The organism is Actinomyces sp. zg-332 (assembly GCF_011751945.2).
Lineage (GTDB): Bacteria > Actinomycetota > Actinomycetes > Actinomycetales > Actinomycetaceae > ZJ293.
In genome coordinates this window covers 971,661-987,863 of record NZ_CP064951.1, presented here as the reverse complement: position 1 = coordinate 987,863, position 16,203 = coordinate 971,661, and the positions used below count along the sequence as shown (strand labels likewise).

16 protein-coding genes are annotated in these 16,203 nt (G+C 36.4%); all 16 read left to right on the top strand.

Annotation, left to right across the window (positions count from 1 at the left end):
• The first annotated feature begins 342 nt into the window (after positions 1 to 342).
• The 16 genes from ftsY to HCQ94_RS03975 all read left to right on the top strand — a co-directional run bounded on the left by ftsY (position 343) and on the right by HCQ94_RS03975 (position 16,202).
• Entirely contained in the window at positions 343 to 1,692 is a 1,350-nt protein-coding gene (ftsY, locus tag HCQ94_RS04050) for a signal recognition particle-docking protein FtsY (protein WP_232525704.1), read from the top strand.
• A gap of 50 nt (positions 1,693 to 1,742) precedes the next feature.
• Positions 1,743 to 3,320, top strand: coding sequence for a signal recognition particle protein (gene ffh, locus HCQ94_RS04045; RefSeq protein WP_166982125.1), 1,578 nt, complete (start codon positions 1,743 to 1,745; stop codon positions 3,318 to 3,320).
• The gene (locus HCQ94_RS04040; protein WP_166982123.1) at positions 3,320 to 4,405 is read left to right on the top strand and encodes an amidohydrolase family protein; all 1,086 of its coding nucleotides are present in this window, start codon (positions 3,320 to 3,322) and stop codon (positions 4,403 to 4,405) included. The genes ffh and HCQ94_RS04040 overlap by 1 nt, the downstream gene beginning before the upstream one ends.
• Before the next feature lie 287 nt (positions 4,406 to 4,692).
• The gene (rpsP, locus tag HCQ94_RS04035) at positions 4,693 to 5,178 is read left to right on the top strand and encodes a 30S ribosomal protein S16 (RefSeq protein WP_166977863.1); all 486 of its coding nucleotides are present in this window, start codon (positions 4,693 to 4,695) and stop codon (positions 5,176 to 5,178) included.
• Between the two features lie 2 nt (positions 5,179 to 5,180).
• The gene (locus tag HCQ94_RS04030; RefSeq protein WP_166977861.1) at positions 5,181 to 5,414 is read left to right on the top strand and encodes an RNA-binding protein; all 234 of its coding nucleotides are present in this window, start codon (positions 5,181 to 5,183) and stop codon (positions 5,412 to 5,414) included.
• 146 nt (positions 5,415 to 5,560) lie between these two features.
• Positions 5,561 to 6,172: a ribosome maturation factor RimM gene (gene rimM / locus HCQ94_RS04025; protein ID WP_166982121.1), complete on the top strand. Its 612-nt coding sequence runs from the start codon at positions 5,561 to 5,563 to the stop codon at positions 6,170 to 6,172.
• 196 nt (positions 6,173 to 6,368) lie between these two features.
• Positions 6,369 to 7,844, top strand: a complete 1,476-nt coding sequence (gene trmD / locus HCQ94_RS04020) for a tRNA (guanosine(37)-N1)-methyltransferase TrmD (RefSeq protein WP_166982119.1) — start codon at positions 6,369 to 6,371, stop codon at positions 7,842 to 7,844.
• Positions 7,845 to 8,010: 166 nt separating this feature from the next.
• Entirely contained in the window at positions 8,011 to 8,367 is a 357-nt protein-coding gene (gene rplS / locus HCQ94_RS04015; RefSeq protein WP_166977855.1) for a 50S ribosomal protein L19, read from the top strand.
• 74 nt (positions 8,368 to 8,441) lie between these two features.
• A complete protein-coding gene (gene lepB / locus HCQ94_RS04010) occupies positions 8,442 to 9,104 on the top strand; it encodes a signal peptidase I (RefSeq protein ID WP_166982117.1) in 663 nt (220 codons plus the stop codon).
• A gap of 37 nt (positions 9,105 to 9,141) precedes the next feature.
• The gene (rnhB, locus tag HCQ94_RS04005) at positions 9,142 to 9,786 is read left to right on the top strand and encodes a ribonuclease HII (RefSeq protein WP_166982115.1); all 645 of its coding nucleotides are present in this window, start codon (positions 9,142 to 9,144) and stop codon (positions 9,784 to 9,786) included.
• Positions 9,787 to 9,995: 209 nt separating this feature from the next.
• Positions 9,996 to 10,283, top strand: coding sequence for a DUF2469 domain-containing protein (locus HCQ94_RS04000; protein ID WP_442858901.1), 288 nt, complete (start codon positions 9,996 to 9,998; stop codon positions 10,281 to 10,283).
• A 29-nt stretch (positions 10,284 to 10,312) separates the two neighbouring features.
• The gene (rapZ, locus tag HCQ94_RS03995) at positions 10,313 to 11,260 is read left to right on the top strand and encodes an RNase adapter RapZ (RefSeq protein WP_166982113.1); all 948 of its coding nucleotides are present in this window, start codon (positions 10,313 to 10,315) and stop codon (positions 11,258 to 11,260) included.
• A 445-nt stretch (positions 11,261 to 11,705) separates the two neighbouring features.
• A complete protein-coding gene (locus HCQ94_RS03990; protein WP_166982111.1) occupies positions 11,706 to 12,656 on the top strand; it encodes a gluconeogenesis factor YvcK family protein in 951 nt (316 codons plus the stop codon).
• Between the two features lie 30 nt (positions 12,657 to 12,686).
• A complete protein-coding gene (gene whiA / locus HCQ94_RS03985; RefSeq protein ID WP_166977845.1) occupies positions 12,687 to 13,664 on the top strand; it encodes a DNA-binding protein WhiA in 978 nt (325 codons plus the stop codon).
• A 277-nt stretch (positions 13,665 to 13,941) separates the two neighbouring features.
• Positions 13,942 to 14,946 (top strand): type I glyceraldehyde-3-phosphate dehydrogenase, encoded by a 1,005-nt coding sequence (gene gap, locus HCQ94_RS03980; RefSeq protein WP_166977844.1) that lies wholly within the window; start codon positions 13,942 to 13,944, stop codon positions 14,944 to 14,946.
• A 62-nt stretch (positions 14,947 to 15,008) separates the two neighbouring features.
• Positions 15,009 to 16,202, top strand: a complete 1,194-nt coding sequence (locus HCQ94_RS03975) for a phosphoglycerate kinase (RefSeq protein ID WP_166982108.1) — start codon at positions 15,009 to 15,011, stop codon at positions 16,200 to 16,202.
• Position 16,203 lies beyond the last annotated feature (1 nt).

Genomic DNA, 16,203 nt, shown 5'->3' with positions numbered 1-16,203 from the left:
ACTTATTACAGTATCTGAGAATAAGAATATATGGTATCTTTGAATAAGAAAATGAAAGCGCGTTCTTTCAATAATGTATGAGTAAAATAACTTGATGGCAAGGAAAAATGGGTATTTACATAATTCTTACCATGGTCATGATGCTGACAATGGTTGCAATACAATCGTTGTGTCTATATCTATATGTACTTAAAATTCAACCAGATTTTAGTTTAAAACTTTGGTATAAGAGCGGGTTTAATAAGAAATCTAAGAAAAATAAAGTTTCAAAAAACCGTATAAAGCAAGTAAGATTTGATGAAATTATAAACATAAAATAGGTATGTTGCTTAGGAAGTGAAAGTGATGAATTCTAATATAGTTCTGATTGTAAGTGCTTTAGTTGTATTAGTGCTCATAATTGTTGGTGTTTTATTATATAAGAGCAAAAATTCTAATAAAAATGCTTTGCAACAACAAGAAAATTCAAGTGAGCTTTCACCTCTACTAGAAGAAAAATCTGAAGACATTTTTCATTCGCAACCACATACCTTGCCTGAAGACTCTGATATAAATCCTCAACTAGACAAAAATGCTGAAAATTATTCTGAAGAGTATGTAAGCGTAAATGAAGCTGTAGAACAAGAAAAAGAAGCTGAAGAGCTTGTAGAAGAAAATCTTGAAGAAGAAAAACAAGATGTACCAGCTTCTAAAGAAGCAGAAAAAGATACTAAAGAAGAAGTAGAAGAAGAAAAAAGCGTTGAAATTCAAAAACCAGAATCGCTAACTTCAAGAATGACACGATTGCGTTCTAAGCTTGCACAAAGTGGCTCTTTCGGTATGACTATTTTGAATTTACTAAGTAAAGATAATATTAGTGAAGCTGACTGGGAAGAAATAGAAGATACCTTACTAATGGCTGATTTAGGCATAGACTCAACAATGGCTTTACTGGAGTCTTTGCGTAAAAGAGTTAAAGTTGAAAACGCTACTAGTGTTGAACGAGTAAAAGAAATTTTACATGAAGAACTTTTAGACTTAGTAGACCCTACAATGGACAGAACACTGAAAGTTGAAAACATTATAGATGAAAACGGAAACAAGAAACCAGCATCTATAATTATGGTAGGTGTAAACGGTGTAGGTAAAACCACAACTGCTGGAAAACTTGCACGAATACTAGTTGCTGAGGACAAGAGCGTTTTGCTAGGGGCTGCTGATACATTTAGAGCAGCTGCAAGTGAGCAACTAAAAACTTGGGCAGATCGTACAGGAGTTGGGATTGTCACTTCTGATAAAGAAGGGGCAGACCCTGCCTCTGTTGCTTTTGATGCTGTAAAACAAGCTAGCGAAAGCAATATTGATGTGGTTATTGTTGACACTGCTGGACGTTTACAGAATAAGAAAGACTTGATGGATGAACTGGGCAAGATAAAGCGAGTTATGTCAAAAGAAGTTCAAGTTAGTGAAACTCTGCTAGTCTTAGATGCAACAACTGGTCAAAATGGTATGAAACAAGCTGAAGTTTTTGCTCAAGTAGCTGATGTAACTGGTATAGTTTTAACAAAATTAGACGGAACTGCTAAGGGTGGAATTGTTGTATCTGTACAAAAAGCACTAGGGGTACCTGTCAAATTTGTGGGACTAGGTGAGGGAATGGATGATTTAGCTCCATTTGACCCACAAGGTTTCGTAAAAGCATTACTTTCATAAATAATATAAAATATATAGAAGAAGTAGGATCATAAAATAGGTAGGCAAAATTGTTTAATAACCTTTCAGATAGATTGCGATCATCTTTTAAACAACTAAGAGGAAAAGGTGTTTTAACTCAAGCTGACGTTGATAACACCGTATCTGAAATTAGAAGAGCTTTGCTAGAAGCCGACGTTGCTTTACCTGTTGTACGTGATTTTACATCTAGAGTTCGAGAAAAAGCCTATGGAGCTACTCAATCTAAAGCTTTACAACCAGGCCAACAAGTTATAAAAATTGTCAACGAAGAACTTATTGAAACCCTTGGTGGAGCAACTAGGGAACTGAATTTTAAAGACCATGGTGTAAGTATTTTTATGCTTGCCGGTTTACAAGGCGCTGGTAAAACCACTTTGGCTGGAAAACTATCCAAGTGGATGAGACAAGAAGGAAAGAAAGTACTTCTGGTCGCGTGTGACTTACAAAGGCCTAATGCTGTTACACAGTTACAAGTAATGGCTGAGCGTGCTGAGGTAGATATTTTTGCTCCAGAGCCTGGAAACGGAGTTGGTGATCCTGTAAAAGTTGCTAGGGACAGCATAAAATTTGCTGAAGAAAATGGTTATGATCTTGTAATCATTGACACAGCAGGACGACTTGGTATTGACGAAGAAATGATGCAACAAGCTAGGGATATACGCGACGTGGTATCTCCTGATGAAATAATATTCGTGCTTGATGCGATGGTCGGTCAAGATGCTGTAAATACTTCTATAGCGTTTAGAGACGGTGTCGGTTTTACCGGTGTAGTACTTTCAAAACTTGACGGTGATGCTAGAGGTGGTGCTGCTCTATCAGTTAGAGGAGTTACAGGAGCACCTGTACTTTTTGCTTCAACTGGTGAAGGAATAAATGATTTCGAACGCTTCCATGCTGACCGAATGGCTTCTCGTATCCTAGATATGGGTGATATTCTAACTTTAATTGAGCAAGCTGAAAAAGTTTTTGATAACGAGCAAGCTGAAAAAGCTGCTAATAAGTTAGCAAGTGGAGAATTTACTCTCGAAGATTTCTTAGACCAACTAGCTCAGATAAGAAAATTAGGGTCTATGAAGAAAATGCTAGGAATGCTACCTGGCGTTGGAAAAATACGTGATCAACTAGATAACTTTGATGAAAAAGAAATAGATCGCATTGAAGCGATTGTGCGTTCCATGACTCCACAAGAACGTGCAGATTTGAAGATTTTGAATGGTTCTCGCCGTGCCAGAATTGCAAAGGGCTCAGGAACAAGCGTTGCTGAAATTAACTCACTAGTGCAACGCTTTGAACAAGCCAAAACAATGATGGCTGCAATGAGTAGGGGACAAGGTATACCAAATATGAATGGTATAGGTGGTATGGGTTCTTTGCCTGGTATGGGTAAAAAATCTAAAGGCAGAATTGCTCCTACTAAAAACAAAAAAGGTAAGAATAAAAAAGGTAAATCTGGTAATCCAGCTAAGCGAGCTCAGCAAGAAAAAGAAGCGCTACTGAAGAAACAAAATATTACTGAAAGTGGTAGTGCGTTTGAAAAGCCGCAGGTTCAGCCTCCTACAATGGATGATATTCCAGATGATATAAAACGTATGCTTGGTAGGTTCTAATGCGTAACTGGTATTTGCATGGTAGTGTCATAACTCCTAGCGGGGACAAGAAAGAAGTTTGGGTAAATAACGGTTTGATTAGTTATACTCCTAAAACAGGAACAAGCTATAAGGAATTTGAAGGATTTATTTTCCCAGGGCTAGTTGATATGCATTGTCATCTAGGTATGTCTGAAAAAGGTGCTACATCAATTGCCACTGCTCAAAAACAAGCTCAAATAAATATGGACTCAGGAGTTTTAGCTATACGTGATGGAGGGTCGAGGCTCAACAACGAATGGTTTAAAACTCGAACCGATATGCCAGTAGTATTTACAGCTGGAAACCACATTGCTAAAACTAAAAGATACATAAAAGATTTTGCTGTTGAACTTGAAAATGAGTCTGACCTTGTAAAAGAAGTTGTTTACCAAGCTTATCGCACTAACCATTGGGTGAAAATTGTAGCTGACTGGATTGATCGTTCAGATGGTGCTTTTTCTGATATTAAGCCATTATGGTCGAAGAGTGTTTTAAAAGAGGCCATAACTGCTGCTCACGAAATGGGAGTGAGAGTGATGGCACATAGCTTTGGTACTCAGGCAGCAGAAGATTTGATCGAGTGTGGCGTAGATACTATTGAGCATGGCAACGGTTTACGCAAAGAGCATATGCAAGAGTGTGCTATAGAAAAAATTCCAGTTATTCCTACTATGTTACAGAGAGAAAACTTTTTAGATTTCGCTAAAAAAGCTCATGGTAAATATCCTTTATATGAGAAAACTATGGCTGAGTACTATGAAAATAGGTATTCGCAGCTAATACAAATGTATGAAGAAAAAGTTTTACTTTTACCTGGTAGCGATGCTGGTGGAAGTATTTCTCACGGCTTAATTTCTGATGAGCTTGCTCTTTGGGTAAAAGCTGGAATACCGACTAAAGAAGTTATAAATTTTGCTGTTTTTGAAGCAAGAAAATTTCTAGGAATTAGCACGTTAGAAGATTATTCAGGAGCTGACTTAGTTATTTACAGTAGAGATCCTCGTGAAGATATAAGTGTGTTAAAATCCCCTGAATTAGTTTTGTTACGTGGTAAAAAAGTATAACGATATTGTTTACTATATTTGCCTATAAGATAACGGTTGGTATTTGTAGAAATAATACTTAGATTTTAGAAGAGAAATAAACATTTTGTTTCATCTTTTTTAAAGATTTATAAAATCCATGTTTCTACTTGAAAAAACAACGAAAAATGTGGATAATTCTAAACTGTACTCGGTTTTACAGAAACCCTCTCATTTCTGTAAAAACTGTGTCCGTGAACTAACAGCGGAAACGTGACCCACCGTTGAAGCTTTTAGTCAAATCTATTTATGATCAGGAGAGCGCCAAAGTGGCAGTTCGTATTCGTTTGAAGCGCATGGGTAAAATCCGTGCACCATTTTATCGTGTAGTTGTAGTTGACAGTCGCAAGAAGCGTGACGGTCGTGTAATTGAAGAAGTCGGTAAGTATGATCCAATGCCAAATCCTTCAATAATCGATGTCAACTCAGAACGTGTACAGTATTGGTTGGGTGTGGGTGCTCAGCCATCAGATCAGGTACGCAGACTTCTAGGCATTACAGGTGACTGGGCAAAGTTCAAAGGTGCTAAGAACACTGAAGGTTCTTTGAAAGTCAAGGAAAAAGTATGTAGTGCTACTGCTGCTGAAGAAGCAGTTAAAGCTGTTTCAGATGAAGCTGAGAAGTTAAAAGCTGCTAAAGCTGCTGCTGAAGAGGCTGCAAAGGCTGAAGAAACAGCACAAGCTGAAGAAGTAGCTGAAGAAACACCAGCCGAAGAACCTGTTGCTGAAGAAGCAACACCTGAAGAGGAAGCATAATCATGCTCGCTGAAGCGTTAGAACACCTTGTTCGAGGAATTGTAGATAACCCAGATGACGTACGAGTTACTTCAAAGCAAATGCGTCGTGGGGAGTTGCTTGAAGTTAGGGTGAATCCTAACGATTTAGGTCGAGTAATCGGCAGATCTGGTCGTACTGCACGTGCTCTACGAACAGTGATTGGTGCTATTCCATCAAGCGGTCATGTCCGCATTGATGTAATAGATTTACACTAAAAATACTTCGGATAGACCCACTCTAGTTAGGAGTGGGTCTATTTCATATAAATTATTTTATTAAAACATAGATTATTAGTTATTAACAGTGTGTAACTTAAGATGTTTTTAAGAAAAATATACGAATAATTCTTATTGAGGAAAATATGCAACTACTAACTGGAATTTTAGGATCTGCACATGGTTTGCGTGGAGAACTAAAAGTTGATATTCGTACTGATAACCCTAGCGAACGTTTTGTTAAAGGAAATAAAATTCAGACTAATAATGCAGACTTTCCAGTACTAACTGTTAGAGGTTTTAGAGTAAGTAATAATAAATTTTTCCTATCTTTTCAAGAAATCAACGATCGTACTATGGCTGAAAAAATGTGTTTTACAAAGCTATATGTAGATAGTAAAGATGTGGAAGAAGAGGAAGATTCATTTTACCCGCATGAACTTAGAGGCTTGAAAGTATATGATCTCGATGATAACTATCTCGGTGTAGTTAAAGATATGCTTTTAGGTAAAGCTCAAGATTTATTAGTTATTGAGCCATCTATAAATTCTTCAGAAGACGCTGATGAACAAAATAATGAGTCTATTTTTCTTGAAGGTAATGAAGCTGAATTAGTGAAAGAGCAGGGCAGTGACGGTGAAAAAGCTGATATCGAAGATGTCTTACTGCCATTTGTATACGAATTAGTTGTGGAAGTAAATTTGGAGGACGAATATGTTCTTGTTGATCCTCCCGGAGGACTATTTCCATCTAATTAAGCCTTCTATTTTGCTTTTTATTTTGGTAAAGACTTATATACTGGTAAAAAATAATGTGGGTATAGGTTGTTAAGCATTCGTAGTTATTTTTTATTTCTTGGCGTAAAATATAGGCTTATCAAGTAATATAGTAAATATAAGAGTTTGATACCCATCAAGTTTATAAAGATTAGGTGAAGTCACATTAGGGAACAGTATGCGTATTGATGCTATTTCAATTTTTCCAGATTTTTTCAATGTACTAGATTTATCTCTATTAGGTAAAGCTCAGGAAAAGTCCTTGGTTAATTTCACCTCTCATAACCTTAGACATTGGGCTGAGGGCAAGCATTTATCAGTAGATGATACTCCTTTTGGCGGAGGTGCTGGTATGGTTATGAAAGCTGATGTGTGGGGCAGAGCTATTGACGAAATTTTAGGCTTTGATTCTAGAGCTTGTCTTGCTAAAAATACTGATACTGTTTCTGATACAAAATCACTTCACACCAAAAAAGTGTTACTGATACCTTCACCTTCAGGGGAACAATTTAGTCAAAAAATGGCTGAAAAGTTCTCTAAAGCTGACCAAATTGTTTTTGCTTGTGGTCGGTATGAGGGGATAGACTCTAGGGTTTATCAGCACTATAAGTCATTGGAAAACGAAAATTTCACTGTCCAAGAGTTTTCTATAGGTGACTATGTTCTAAATGGTGGAGAAGTGGCGAGCATAGTTGTTATAGAAGCTGTTACTCGCCTTATACCTACAATGATGGGAAATCCTTTATCATTAGTTGAGGAGAGCCATTGCGAAGATGGACTGTTAGAATATCCAGTTTATACACGTCCAGCTAGTTGGAAAAATATAGATGTGCCACCTGTTCTTCTGGCTGGTAATCACGCTAATATTTCTAGGTTTAGGCGCAATAAATCTATTGAAAAAACTCTGAAGAATCGTCCAGATATTGTCTTTAAAACGAATCCTAGTGCTTTTGATTTAGAAGATAGAAAAGTTTTAGCTAAAAACAATATTCTTTTGTCTGATAATGGTGTGTTTGAAAATGTGACTTATAGGAAAGTTGACTCTTGCTGTGAGATTGAGGAAATAATAGATTTTCTAGGTGAGAGTTTTGTTTATATGAATTCCAGTGAGCTTAGTGTACGTGTAGGAAATACTGGTTCGCCTGAGCAATTAGCAGAGCTTTTAAAGAGTGAAGATTATTCTTGTTTTGTTGCTAAAGCTTATCCTGTGAGCGACTGCTTTGGTTACACTAAAGCTTTTGCAGATATGAAAGTTGATTCTTCTAACGATAAAGCAGAGTATGGGAAAATAGTTGCTCTTGTTGTAACTGAAACTAGGAAAATTGACGATAAAGTAAAGAAATCTTATAAAAAAGCTGTTGAATCTAAAGAATCTATATCTCTAAAAACAGATTCACAGTACTTTACTTACATAAATTTAACTAATAGTAATAAGAACTATAATAATAGTGGAGTTAAAGAAGCTTTATGTAACTATGTAATTAAGAATTATAAAGATAAAGAAAACATAAGTTATATTATTTGTGATGTTCTAAGTTCAGATAAAGCTACAACTAAGTTTTATAAGACTTTAGGTTTTACAAAATGCGGTAGTGCTTATAAAGAACGCAGAATGGATATTTTAGCTCTAGGATTAGATGAGTTAGCTAAATAGTTTTAGAAATTTTAGTTTTTTATAGTATAATTATCTTTGCTGTATTTTGCTTGAAATCTGCCATGGGGGATGAAGGTATTATGAATACAGTTATATGTAAGTTTTGAAGTCATAGTACTTCACTGATTGCGTATGTGACCTGTGGCACTTACGAGAGGTAGATATAATGCATACACTTGATTGTGTAGATAAAGCTAATTTACGTACAGACATTCCTAAGTTCCGTGCAGGTGATACCGTTAAGGTTCACGTAAAGGTTATCGAAGGTCAGCGTCACCGTATCCAGATTTTCCAGGGTGTTGTTATTGCTCGTCGTGGATATGGTATTGGTGAAACATTCACAGTACACAAGATTTCATTTGGCTGTGGAGTTGAACGTACATTCCCATTGCACGCTCCAACAATCGATAAGATTGAACTTGTAACACGTGGTGATGTTCGTCGTGCAAAGCTATATTACTTGCGTGGTCTACGTGGTAAGGCTGCTAAGATCCGTGAAAAGCGTGACAAGTCAGCTAAATAACCTTAAGCTAAGAGATGCCGTTAGGCATCTCTTTGTTTATATACTTTTATTACACGATTAGAGTGGTGATGATATTGGGAAAAAATAAAAAGAAAAAGTCTTCGATTTTAGAGCTTTTATTTTATGTAGTATTAGCAATAATCATTTCTGTTCTAATTCGTGCGTTCGTATTCCAGCCTTTTTATATTCCATCAGGCTCCATGGAAAATACTTTGAAAATAAATGACACTATTGCTGTAAATAAGCTCTCTACTAGGTTTTCAAATATAAACCGTGGAGATATAGTTGTGTTTAAAGATCCAGGAAACTGGGTTTCGTCTGCTCATGCAGGAGCCAGTTCAAATGGCTGGTTTGAGTCTATACTTTATAAGGTGAATCTCGGATATGCTCCAAATGATGTTTTTCTAATAAAAAGAGCTATCGCTATTGGTGGAGACACTGTTGAATGCAAAGGTAAAGGACATCCTATTTTAGTCAATGGTGTCCCTATTAAAGAAGAGTATTTGAAGGAATCGGTAGCTTCATCTACTTCTTTCAAAGTAAAAGTTCCTAAAAATCGTATTTGGGTAATGGGTGATAATAGGAATAACTCAGGGGATTCTCGTTATCACCAAGATAACGGTTACAGTGGTACTGTTTCTGTTGATAATATTGTTGGTAAGGCATTTGCTGTAATGTGGCCAATATCTCGCATGCAAATTTTGTATGGAACAGATGCTTTTAATAAAGTTAGTTAACTCGTATAGTTATTAAGCTGTAATAAATTGGTGTTAAATGGTTGCTGTAGCTAATCGTGAGTTTGAAATAAATCTTTTAAAAACTTACTCTACTGTCGCAGGTGTTGACGAAGTCGGTAGAGGCTGTTTAGCAGGTCCTGTATATGTTTGTATAGCTGTTGTTGATTCAAAAGTTAAAGATTGTGAAGTTGAGCTTAGAGACTCTAAATTGCTTTCTGATAAAGCTAGAAAAGAAAAATTTCCCTTTGCTACAAAATGGCTTTTAGACTATGCCGTAGGTATATCTACGAATGAAGAAATTGATAGTTTTGGAATATCCAGAGCATTGCAACTTGCTGGAGAAAGAGCGATTCAAGAACTCAAAACTAGGGGAATAAATCCTGATATATACATACTAGATGGTAAACACGACTGGTTGACTAATAGGAACGATTTATTTAGCTCAAGTGAGACTGAAGAACTAAATGTGATTACTAAGATTAAAGCTGATACTTCTTGTAGTGTTGTTGCATCGGCATCAATAATTGCTAAAGTGCTTAGAGATAAGTACATGTGTGATATTGAAGACGATAAGTACGATTTTTCTAGCAATAAAGGATATAGTTCTCCTAAGCATATACAAGCACTTAAAGAATATGGTGTAAGTGATTTACATAGAAAAACTTGGAAAATGCCACAGTAGTATTTACATATTATAAAGAGTGTTATCCATTCGTTACTTTTCCAAAAGCGCGTCGTTTTAGTTATAAAATTTTTATAATTGGAATAATTCAATAAAATGTTTATTTATTGTAAAAATAGCTCTAAAAATTCTTTCACTTGAGATAAAATAGTGATTGTTTCTGTGTATTGTAATAATGTAGAATGGTGGTAATTTAAGGAGGAATTACCTTGAGTGATATCGATTCTTATGAAAATAGTTTAGAACTTGATTTATTTCGTGAGTACCGTGATGTCGTTTCTATATTTTCGTACGTAGTAGAAACAGAGCGCCGTTTTTATTTAGCTAACAGTGTTGACGTTCAAGTGCGTTCAAACGGTGGGGAAGTATTTTTTGAAATAACTATGGAAGATGTCTGGGTTTGGGATATTTATAGATCTAACCGTTTTATTAAATCTGTTCGAGTGGTTACTTTCAAAGATGTAAACATTGAAGAATTGAATAAAACTGAATTTTAGTTGACTTTTGATAAGGAACGGGGATAGACATGATCGATGAAAATAAAGAAGCTAGTGATTTGACTTTCCCTGAGGGAATTCCTTTGCTTGATGCTTTAAAAGAGCCAGAAGTTAGTGTTCAACCAGAGATGATTATTGTCTCAGGTATGAGTGGTGCTGGTCGTACTCGTGCGGCTATGGCTCTGGAAGACCTAGATTGGTATGTTGTAGATAACTTACCTCCACAATTACTTATGGCTTTTGCTGGTATGATGACCGCTAATGGTGGAGGTGTTCACCGTTTAGCAGCTGTAGTTGATGTTCGCTCCAAAGGCTTCTTTTCCCAGCTATTGGACTGCTTAGATAGCCTACAAACAAATGGAATAAGATACAGAGTTATTTTCTTAGAGGCTGATGAAAGAGTATTAGTTCGAAGGTATGAATCTGTTCGTAGACCACATCCTCTTCAAAAAGGTGGAAGAATACTTGATGGTGTTCGTGCGGAGAAGAAAATGCTTGAAGGCTTGCGCTCCAAAGCAGACATTATTATTGATACATCTAATAAATCAGTGCACGATTTATCACGTGAAATACGCCGTATTATGAGTGATGAAGATTCAAATTCCTTGCGCGTTACTGTTATGTCATTTGGGTTTAAATATGGTATTCCTGTAGATGCTGACTGGGTAGTAGATATGAGGTTTTTAGCTAATCCATATTGGGTTAGTGAACTCAGGCATCTAACTGGTAAAGACAAACCTGTTAGTGACTATGTAATAAGCCAAGAAGGAGCAAAGGAATTTGCTAATTCTTATTTGAAAGCTTTACGACCGGCATTGAATGGCTATTTGAACGAGTTAAAACCATTTGTAACTATTGCGGTGGGGTGTACTGGTGGACAACACCGTTCAGTTGCTATGAGCGAATATTTTTCTGAAGCACTACGTCAAATGGGTCTTCCAGTTGTAACTTTACATCGGGATATGGGTAGAGAATAACTAACTTATCATAAAATAAAGTGTTATATATGAATTTTGTTCCTAAAATCCTCGAGTAATATTGTATAAAAATCACTGGCTTATGTTTGTAATGTTACTGTTTTGTGTAGTAAATAAAATGTGAGAAATAGCATAAATACTTTACTGTATAAGTGATTTCTTGTTTTCTTATATTACTTGTATAGGTTTGAAAGTACATACATTCAGATAGTTGCAATAACTTAGCATAAGCGTAATACAACTAGCGTTGTTCAGTAAGACTTATAATATATCTGCTTTTGTATGCAAAATTATAACTAGAATTCAACTGAGGCTATAAAGAATAGATAAGTAAATCATGCAATAATATTGTGAATGTAATGTTTAGATTGTTACTATAATGTCTAATCATATTAACTTTATTTATAGATAATGTGAATTAGTTGTAGAGTGTAGGTGACAAAATATGTATGACTATCGTTTCGAACCTAAAGTTGTTGCTTTAGGCGGTGGTCACGGGCTATTCGCTACTCTGCAAGCATTAAAACATATTACGCGTAATTTAACTGCGGTAGTTACTGTGGGAGATGACGGGGGCTCATCTGGAAGAATAAGGGAGCAGATTCCTGTTTTACCTCCTGGAGATTTACGTATGGCACTTACTGCTATGTGTGATGATACAGATTGGGGAAATACCTGGAGTAAAGTGCTGCAGCATCGTTTTACCTCTTCTGGTGATTTAAACGAACACAGTGTGGGAAATTTACTTATTACTGCACTTTGGCAGTTATTCGATGATCCTGTTATAGGTTTGGAATGGGTAGGAAAATTACTAGATGCTAACGGTAGAGTATTACCTGCAGCTAATGAACCAGTTGATATTTCAGGTAAAGCGTATATAGATGGTGAATACAGGTTTATAAAGGGACAAGCCAATATGGCTAAGGCTTGGGGGAATTTTGTTGATGTAAAAATTTGTCCTGAAAACCCTGTTGTAAGTGACGAAGTAGTAAAAGTTATTTCTGAAGCTGATTGGTTAGTATTAGGGCCTGGCTCTTGGTATACCTCAGTTATTCCTCATCTGCTAATTCCTAAATTACGTGATGCACTGATAGAGTCTAAAGCTAAATGCGTATTAAACATGAATTTAATATCAAATACTGCCGAAACTACTGGTATGAGTATAGTTGATCATGTTAAAGAATTTGTAAAATATGCACCTAATTTTCAGATAGATATTATTATTGCGGACCCTTCCTCTTGTGAAGATACAGATGACCTCTATAATATAGCAAGTGAGTATGGTGCAAAAGTAATGTTGCGTTCTGTGCACTCCAGTCGAAATAAAGCTTTGCATGATTCTTTACGATTGGCATCAGCATTACGTGATGCCTTTGAGGGGTTTTATGACGGATAGTAATTTTTTTATAGGTAAAGGGTTCGTTCAATGTCTCTTACAGGTGATTTAAAAGATGAATTAGCAGGCTATAAGTGTGAGACTGTATCACAGTGGCAATGTGAAATTTCTGCTATGCTACGTTTTGCTGGCGGTCTTCACTTAGTATCAGGTCGTATTGTTATAGAGGCCGAGCTAGATTCTTCACGTGCTGCGGCAAGACTTCGCCATGCTTTACAAGGGCTTTATAAAATAAATTCTTCAATCGTTGTGGTAAAAGGCAGTGGCATTAGAAAAGGCCAACGCTATGTTGTTAGAGTAGTGCAAAATGCTGATAAGCTTGCACGTTTGACTGGTTTGATCGATCAGCTTGGTCGTCCTATACGTGGCTTGCCTTCACAGATAATTTCTGGGGGTAAAGAAGAATCTATTGCTGTTTTGCGTGGAGCATTTTTAGCTAGAGGATCTTTAACTGAACCCGGTCGTTCAGCATCACTAGAAATTTCATGTCCAGGTCCTGAATCAGCACTAGCAATTATGGGTGCTGTTCGCAGATTTGGAGCTACAGCTAAAATGCGTGATGTTAGAGGAGTAGATAAGGTTATCGTTCGTGAGGGCGATATGATTTCTAACATTATTGAGGCTATGGGAGCTGCAAAGACTCTAGAAATTTGGAAAGATGGACGCAATAGGCGCGAAATGCGTGGGGCTATTAATCGTCTTGCTAATTTTGATGATGCTAACTTGCGTCGAAGTGTGCGTGCTGCTGTTGTTGCTAATACTAGAGTAAAGAGAGCTTTTGAAATTTTAGGTGATGATGTTCCTGAACATTTGAAAGCTGCAGGTATGTTACGTTTAGAATATAAGCATGCCAGCTTGGAAGAACTAGGAAGATATGCTAATCCGCCTTTGACTAAAGATGCTGTTGCAGGTCGTATACGCCGTTTGCTTGGATTGGCTGATAAAAGAGCTCATGAGCTTGGTATTCCTGATACAGAAGCAGCTTTGAATAACTCTATTACCGACTAGAAATTACAGATATTTATAAAAATATATTCGTATGCATACACAATTGGACTTTCTATTTTGTAATTGCCTTTATTTACGTTTATACAGAAAATTTATAAACATAATCTTTGGAATATATACTTTATATAAATATTTGTAATATATATCTGTCTGTAGAATTTTATTATTACTTTTTAGTAATCTACATTGTAAAATGATAGAGTAATATTTGTTGTCCTAAATAATGTGGTTTAGGCGATATCGTGATCTATCTTATCCTTAAAGGATTGGGGGAAACATGACTATTCGTGTTGGTATTAATGGTTTTGGACGTATTGGTCGTAACTTTACACGTGCTGTATTAGAAAGCGGTGCAGATGTTGAAATTGTTGCTGTAAATGACCTAACTGATAACAAAGTTTTGGCACACTTGTTAAAGTATGATTCAATTCTTGGAGTATTGAAAGAGGAAGTTTCATACGATGATTCATCAATTAGCATTGGTGCACGTAAAATTGCTTTCTTCAACGAGCGTGAACCACGTAATATTCCTTGGGGTGACTATGATGTTGATATCGTAATTGAGTCAACTGGTCGTTTTACAGATGCTAATGTGGCTCGTGATCATATTGCTGGCGGTGCTAAGAAAGTTATTATTTCTGCTCCTGGTAAGAACGAAGATGCTACTTTTGTAGTTGGTGTAAACCATACTGATTATGATCCACAAAATCATCATGTAATCTCAAATGCTTCTTGTACAACAAACTGTCTTGCACCTATGGCTAAGGTATTGAGCGATACTTTTGGAATTGAGCGCGGTCTAATGACAACTGTTCATGCCTACACAGCTGATCAGAATTTGATGGATGGTCCTCACAGGGATTTGCGTCGTTCTCGTGCAGCTGCTACAAATATTGTTCCTACTTCAACAGGTGCGGCAAAAGCAGTATCACTAGTTCTACCAGAACTAAAGGGAAAGCTTGACGGTTATGCTCTACGTGTACCAACACCTACAGGTTCTGCAACCGATTTGACATTTACAGCTTCACGTGAAGTTACAGTTGAAGAAGTAAATGCTGCTATTAAAGAAGCTTCAGAAACATATCTAAAAGGTATTTTGACATACACAGAGGATCCTATTGTTTCCTCAGATATCGTTACAGATCCAGCTTCTTCAATTTTTGATGCAGGGTTGACTAAAGTAATTGGTAACCAGGTGAAGGTTGTTTCTTGGTATGACAATGAATGGGGCTATTCAAACCGTCTCATTGATTTGGCTCTATACGTAGGTGAACGTCTATAATCGTGTTTTTAAATTGCACCTACATCCTTTTTGTAGGTGCAATTTTAATATTAGGAGTTAATATGCGAGATCTGTCTTTTATAAATGATCTTGAAGGTAAAAAAGTTTTAGTTCGTGCTGATTTTAATGTTCCTGTCCAAGATAACAATATTACTGATGACGGACGTATACGTGCAGCATTACCAACTTTAGAATTTTTACTCAGCAAAGGCGCAAAAGTTATTGTAATGGCACATTTAGGTAGGCCTAAAGGACAAGTGGATAAAAAATTTTCCTTGAAAATTGTTGCTAATAGGCTTGGTGAATTGTTATCAAATGAAGTATTCTTCGCTGAAGACACAGTAGGAATAGATGCTAAAGAAAAGAAAAAAGCTTTAGAAAAATCTCAGTTATTATTGCTTGAAAACGTTCGTTTTGATTCTAGGGAAACCTCTAAAATAGATGAAGAAAGAGTAGAGTTTGCTAATGAACTAACTGAGGATATCGATTATTTCGTATCTGATGGTTTTGGAGTTGTTCATAGGAAACAAGCTTCCGTATATGACTGTGCAAAACTAGTACCTAGTGTTGCTGGAATGCTAGTTGAAAAAGAAATATCTGCTTTGAGTAGGGCAGTCAATAACGTTGATGAACGTCCTTATACTGTAATACTAGGTGGGGCGAAAGTAAGCGATAAACTAGGGGTAATTGATAACTTGATTTCTAAAGCCGATAGAATTGTTATTGGTGGAGGAATGGCTTTTACTTTCGTAAATGCTTTAGGATACGAAGTTGGTAAAAGCCTACTAGACTTAGAAAAGCTTGAAGTTGTAAAAACATATTTAGAAAAAGCTAAAGAAAATAATGTTGAAATAATTTTGCCAATTGATGTAGTTGTAGCTGATGAGTTTAGCAAAGATGCAAAGGGTGAAAACGTTGATATTGACTCAATTCCAGCTGATAAAATGGGGCTTGATATCGGTGTAAAGACTCAAGAACTTTTTGCTAAAGTGATAAAAGAATCCAAAGTTTGCGTTTGGAATGGTCCTATGGGAGTCTTTGAATTTGAAGAATTTGCAAATGGAACTAAAGCTATTGCTACTGCTTTGAGCGATAGTGAAGCTTTTTCTATTGTTGGTGGAGGCGACTCGGCTGCAGCTATACGTCTACTTGGATTTGATGAAAGTAAATTTTCTCATATTTCTACAGGTGGTGGAGCTAGTTTAGAACTTTTGGAAGGTAAAGATCTTCCAGGGATAAGCGTATTGAAAGGATAAA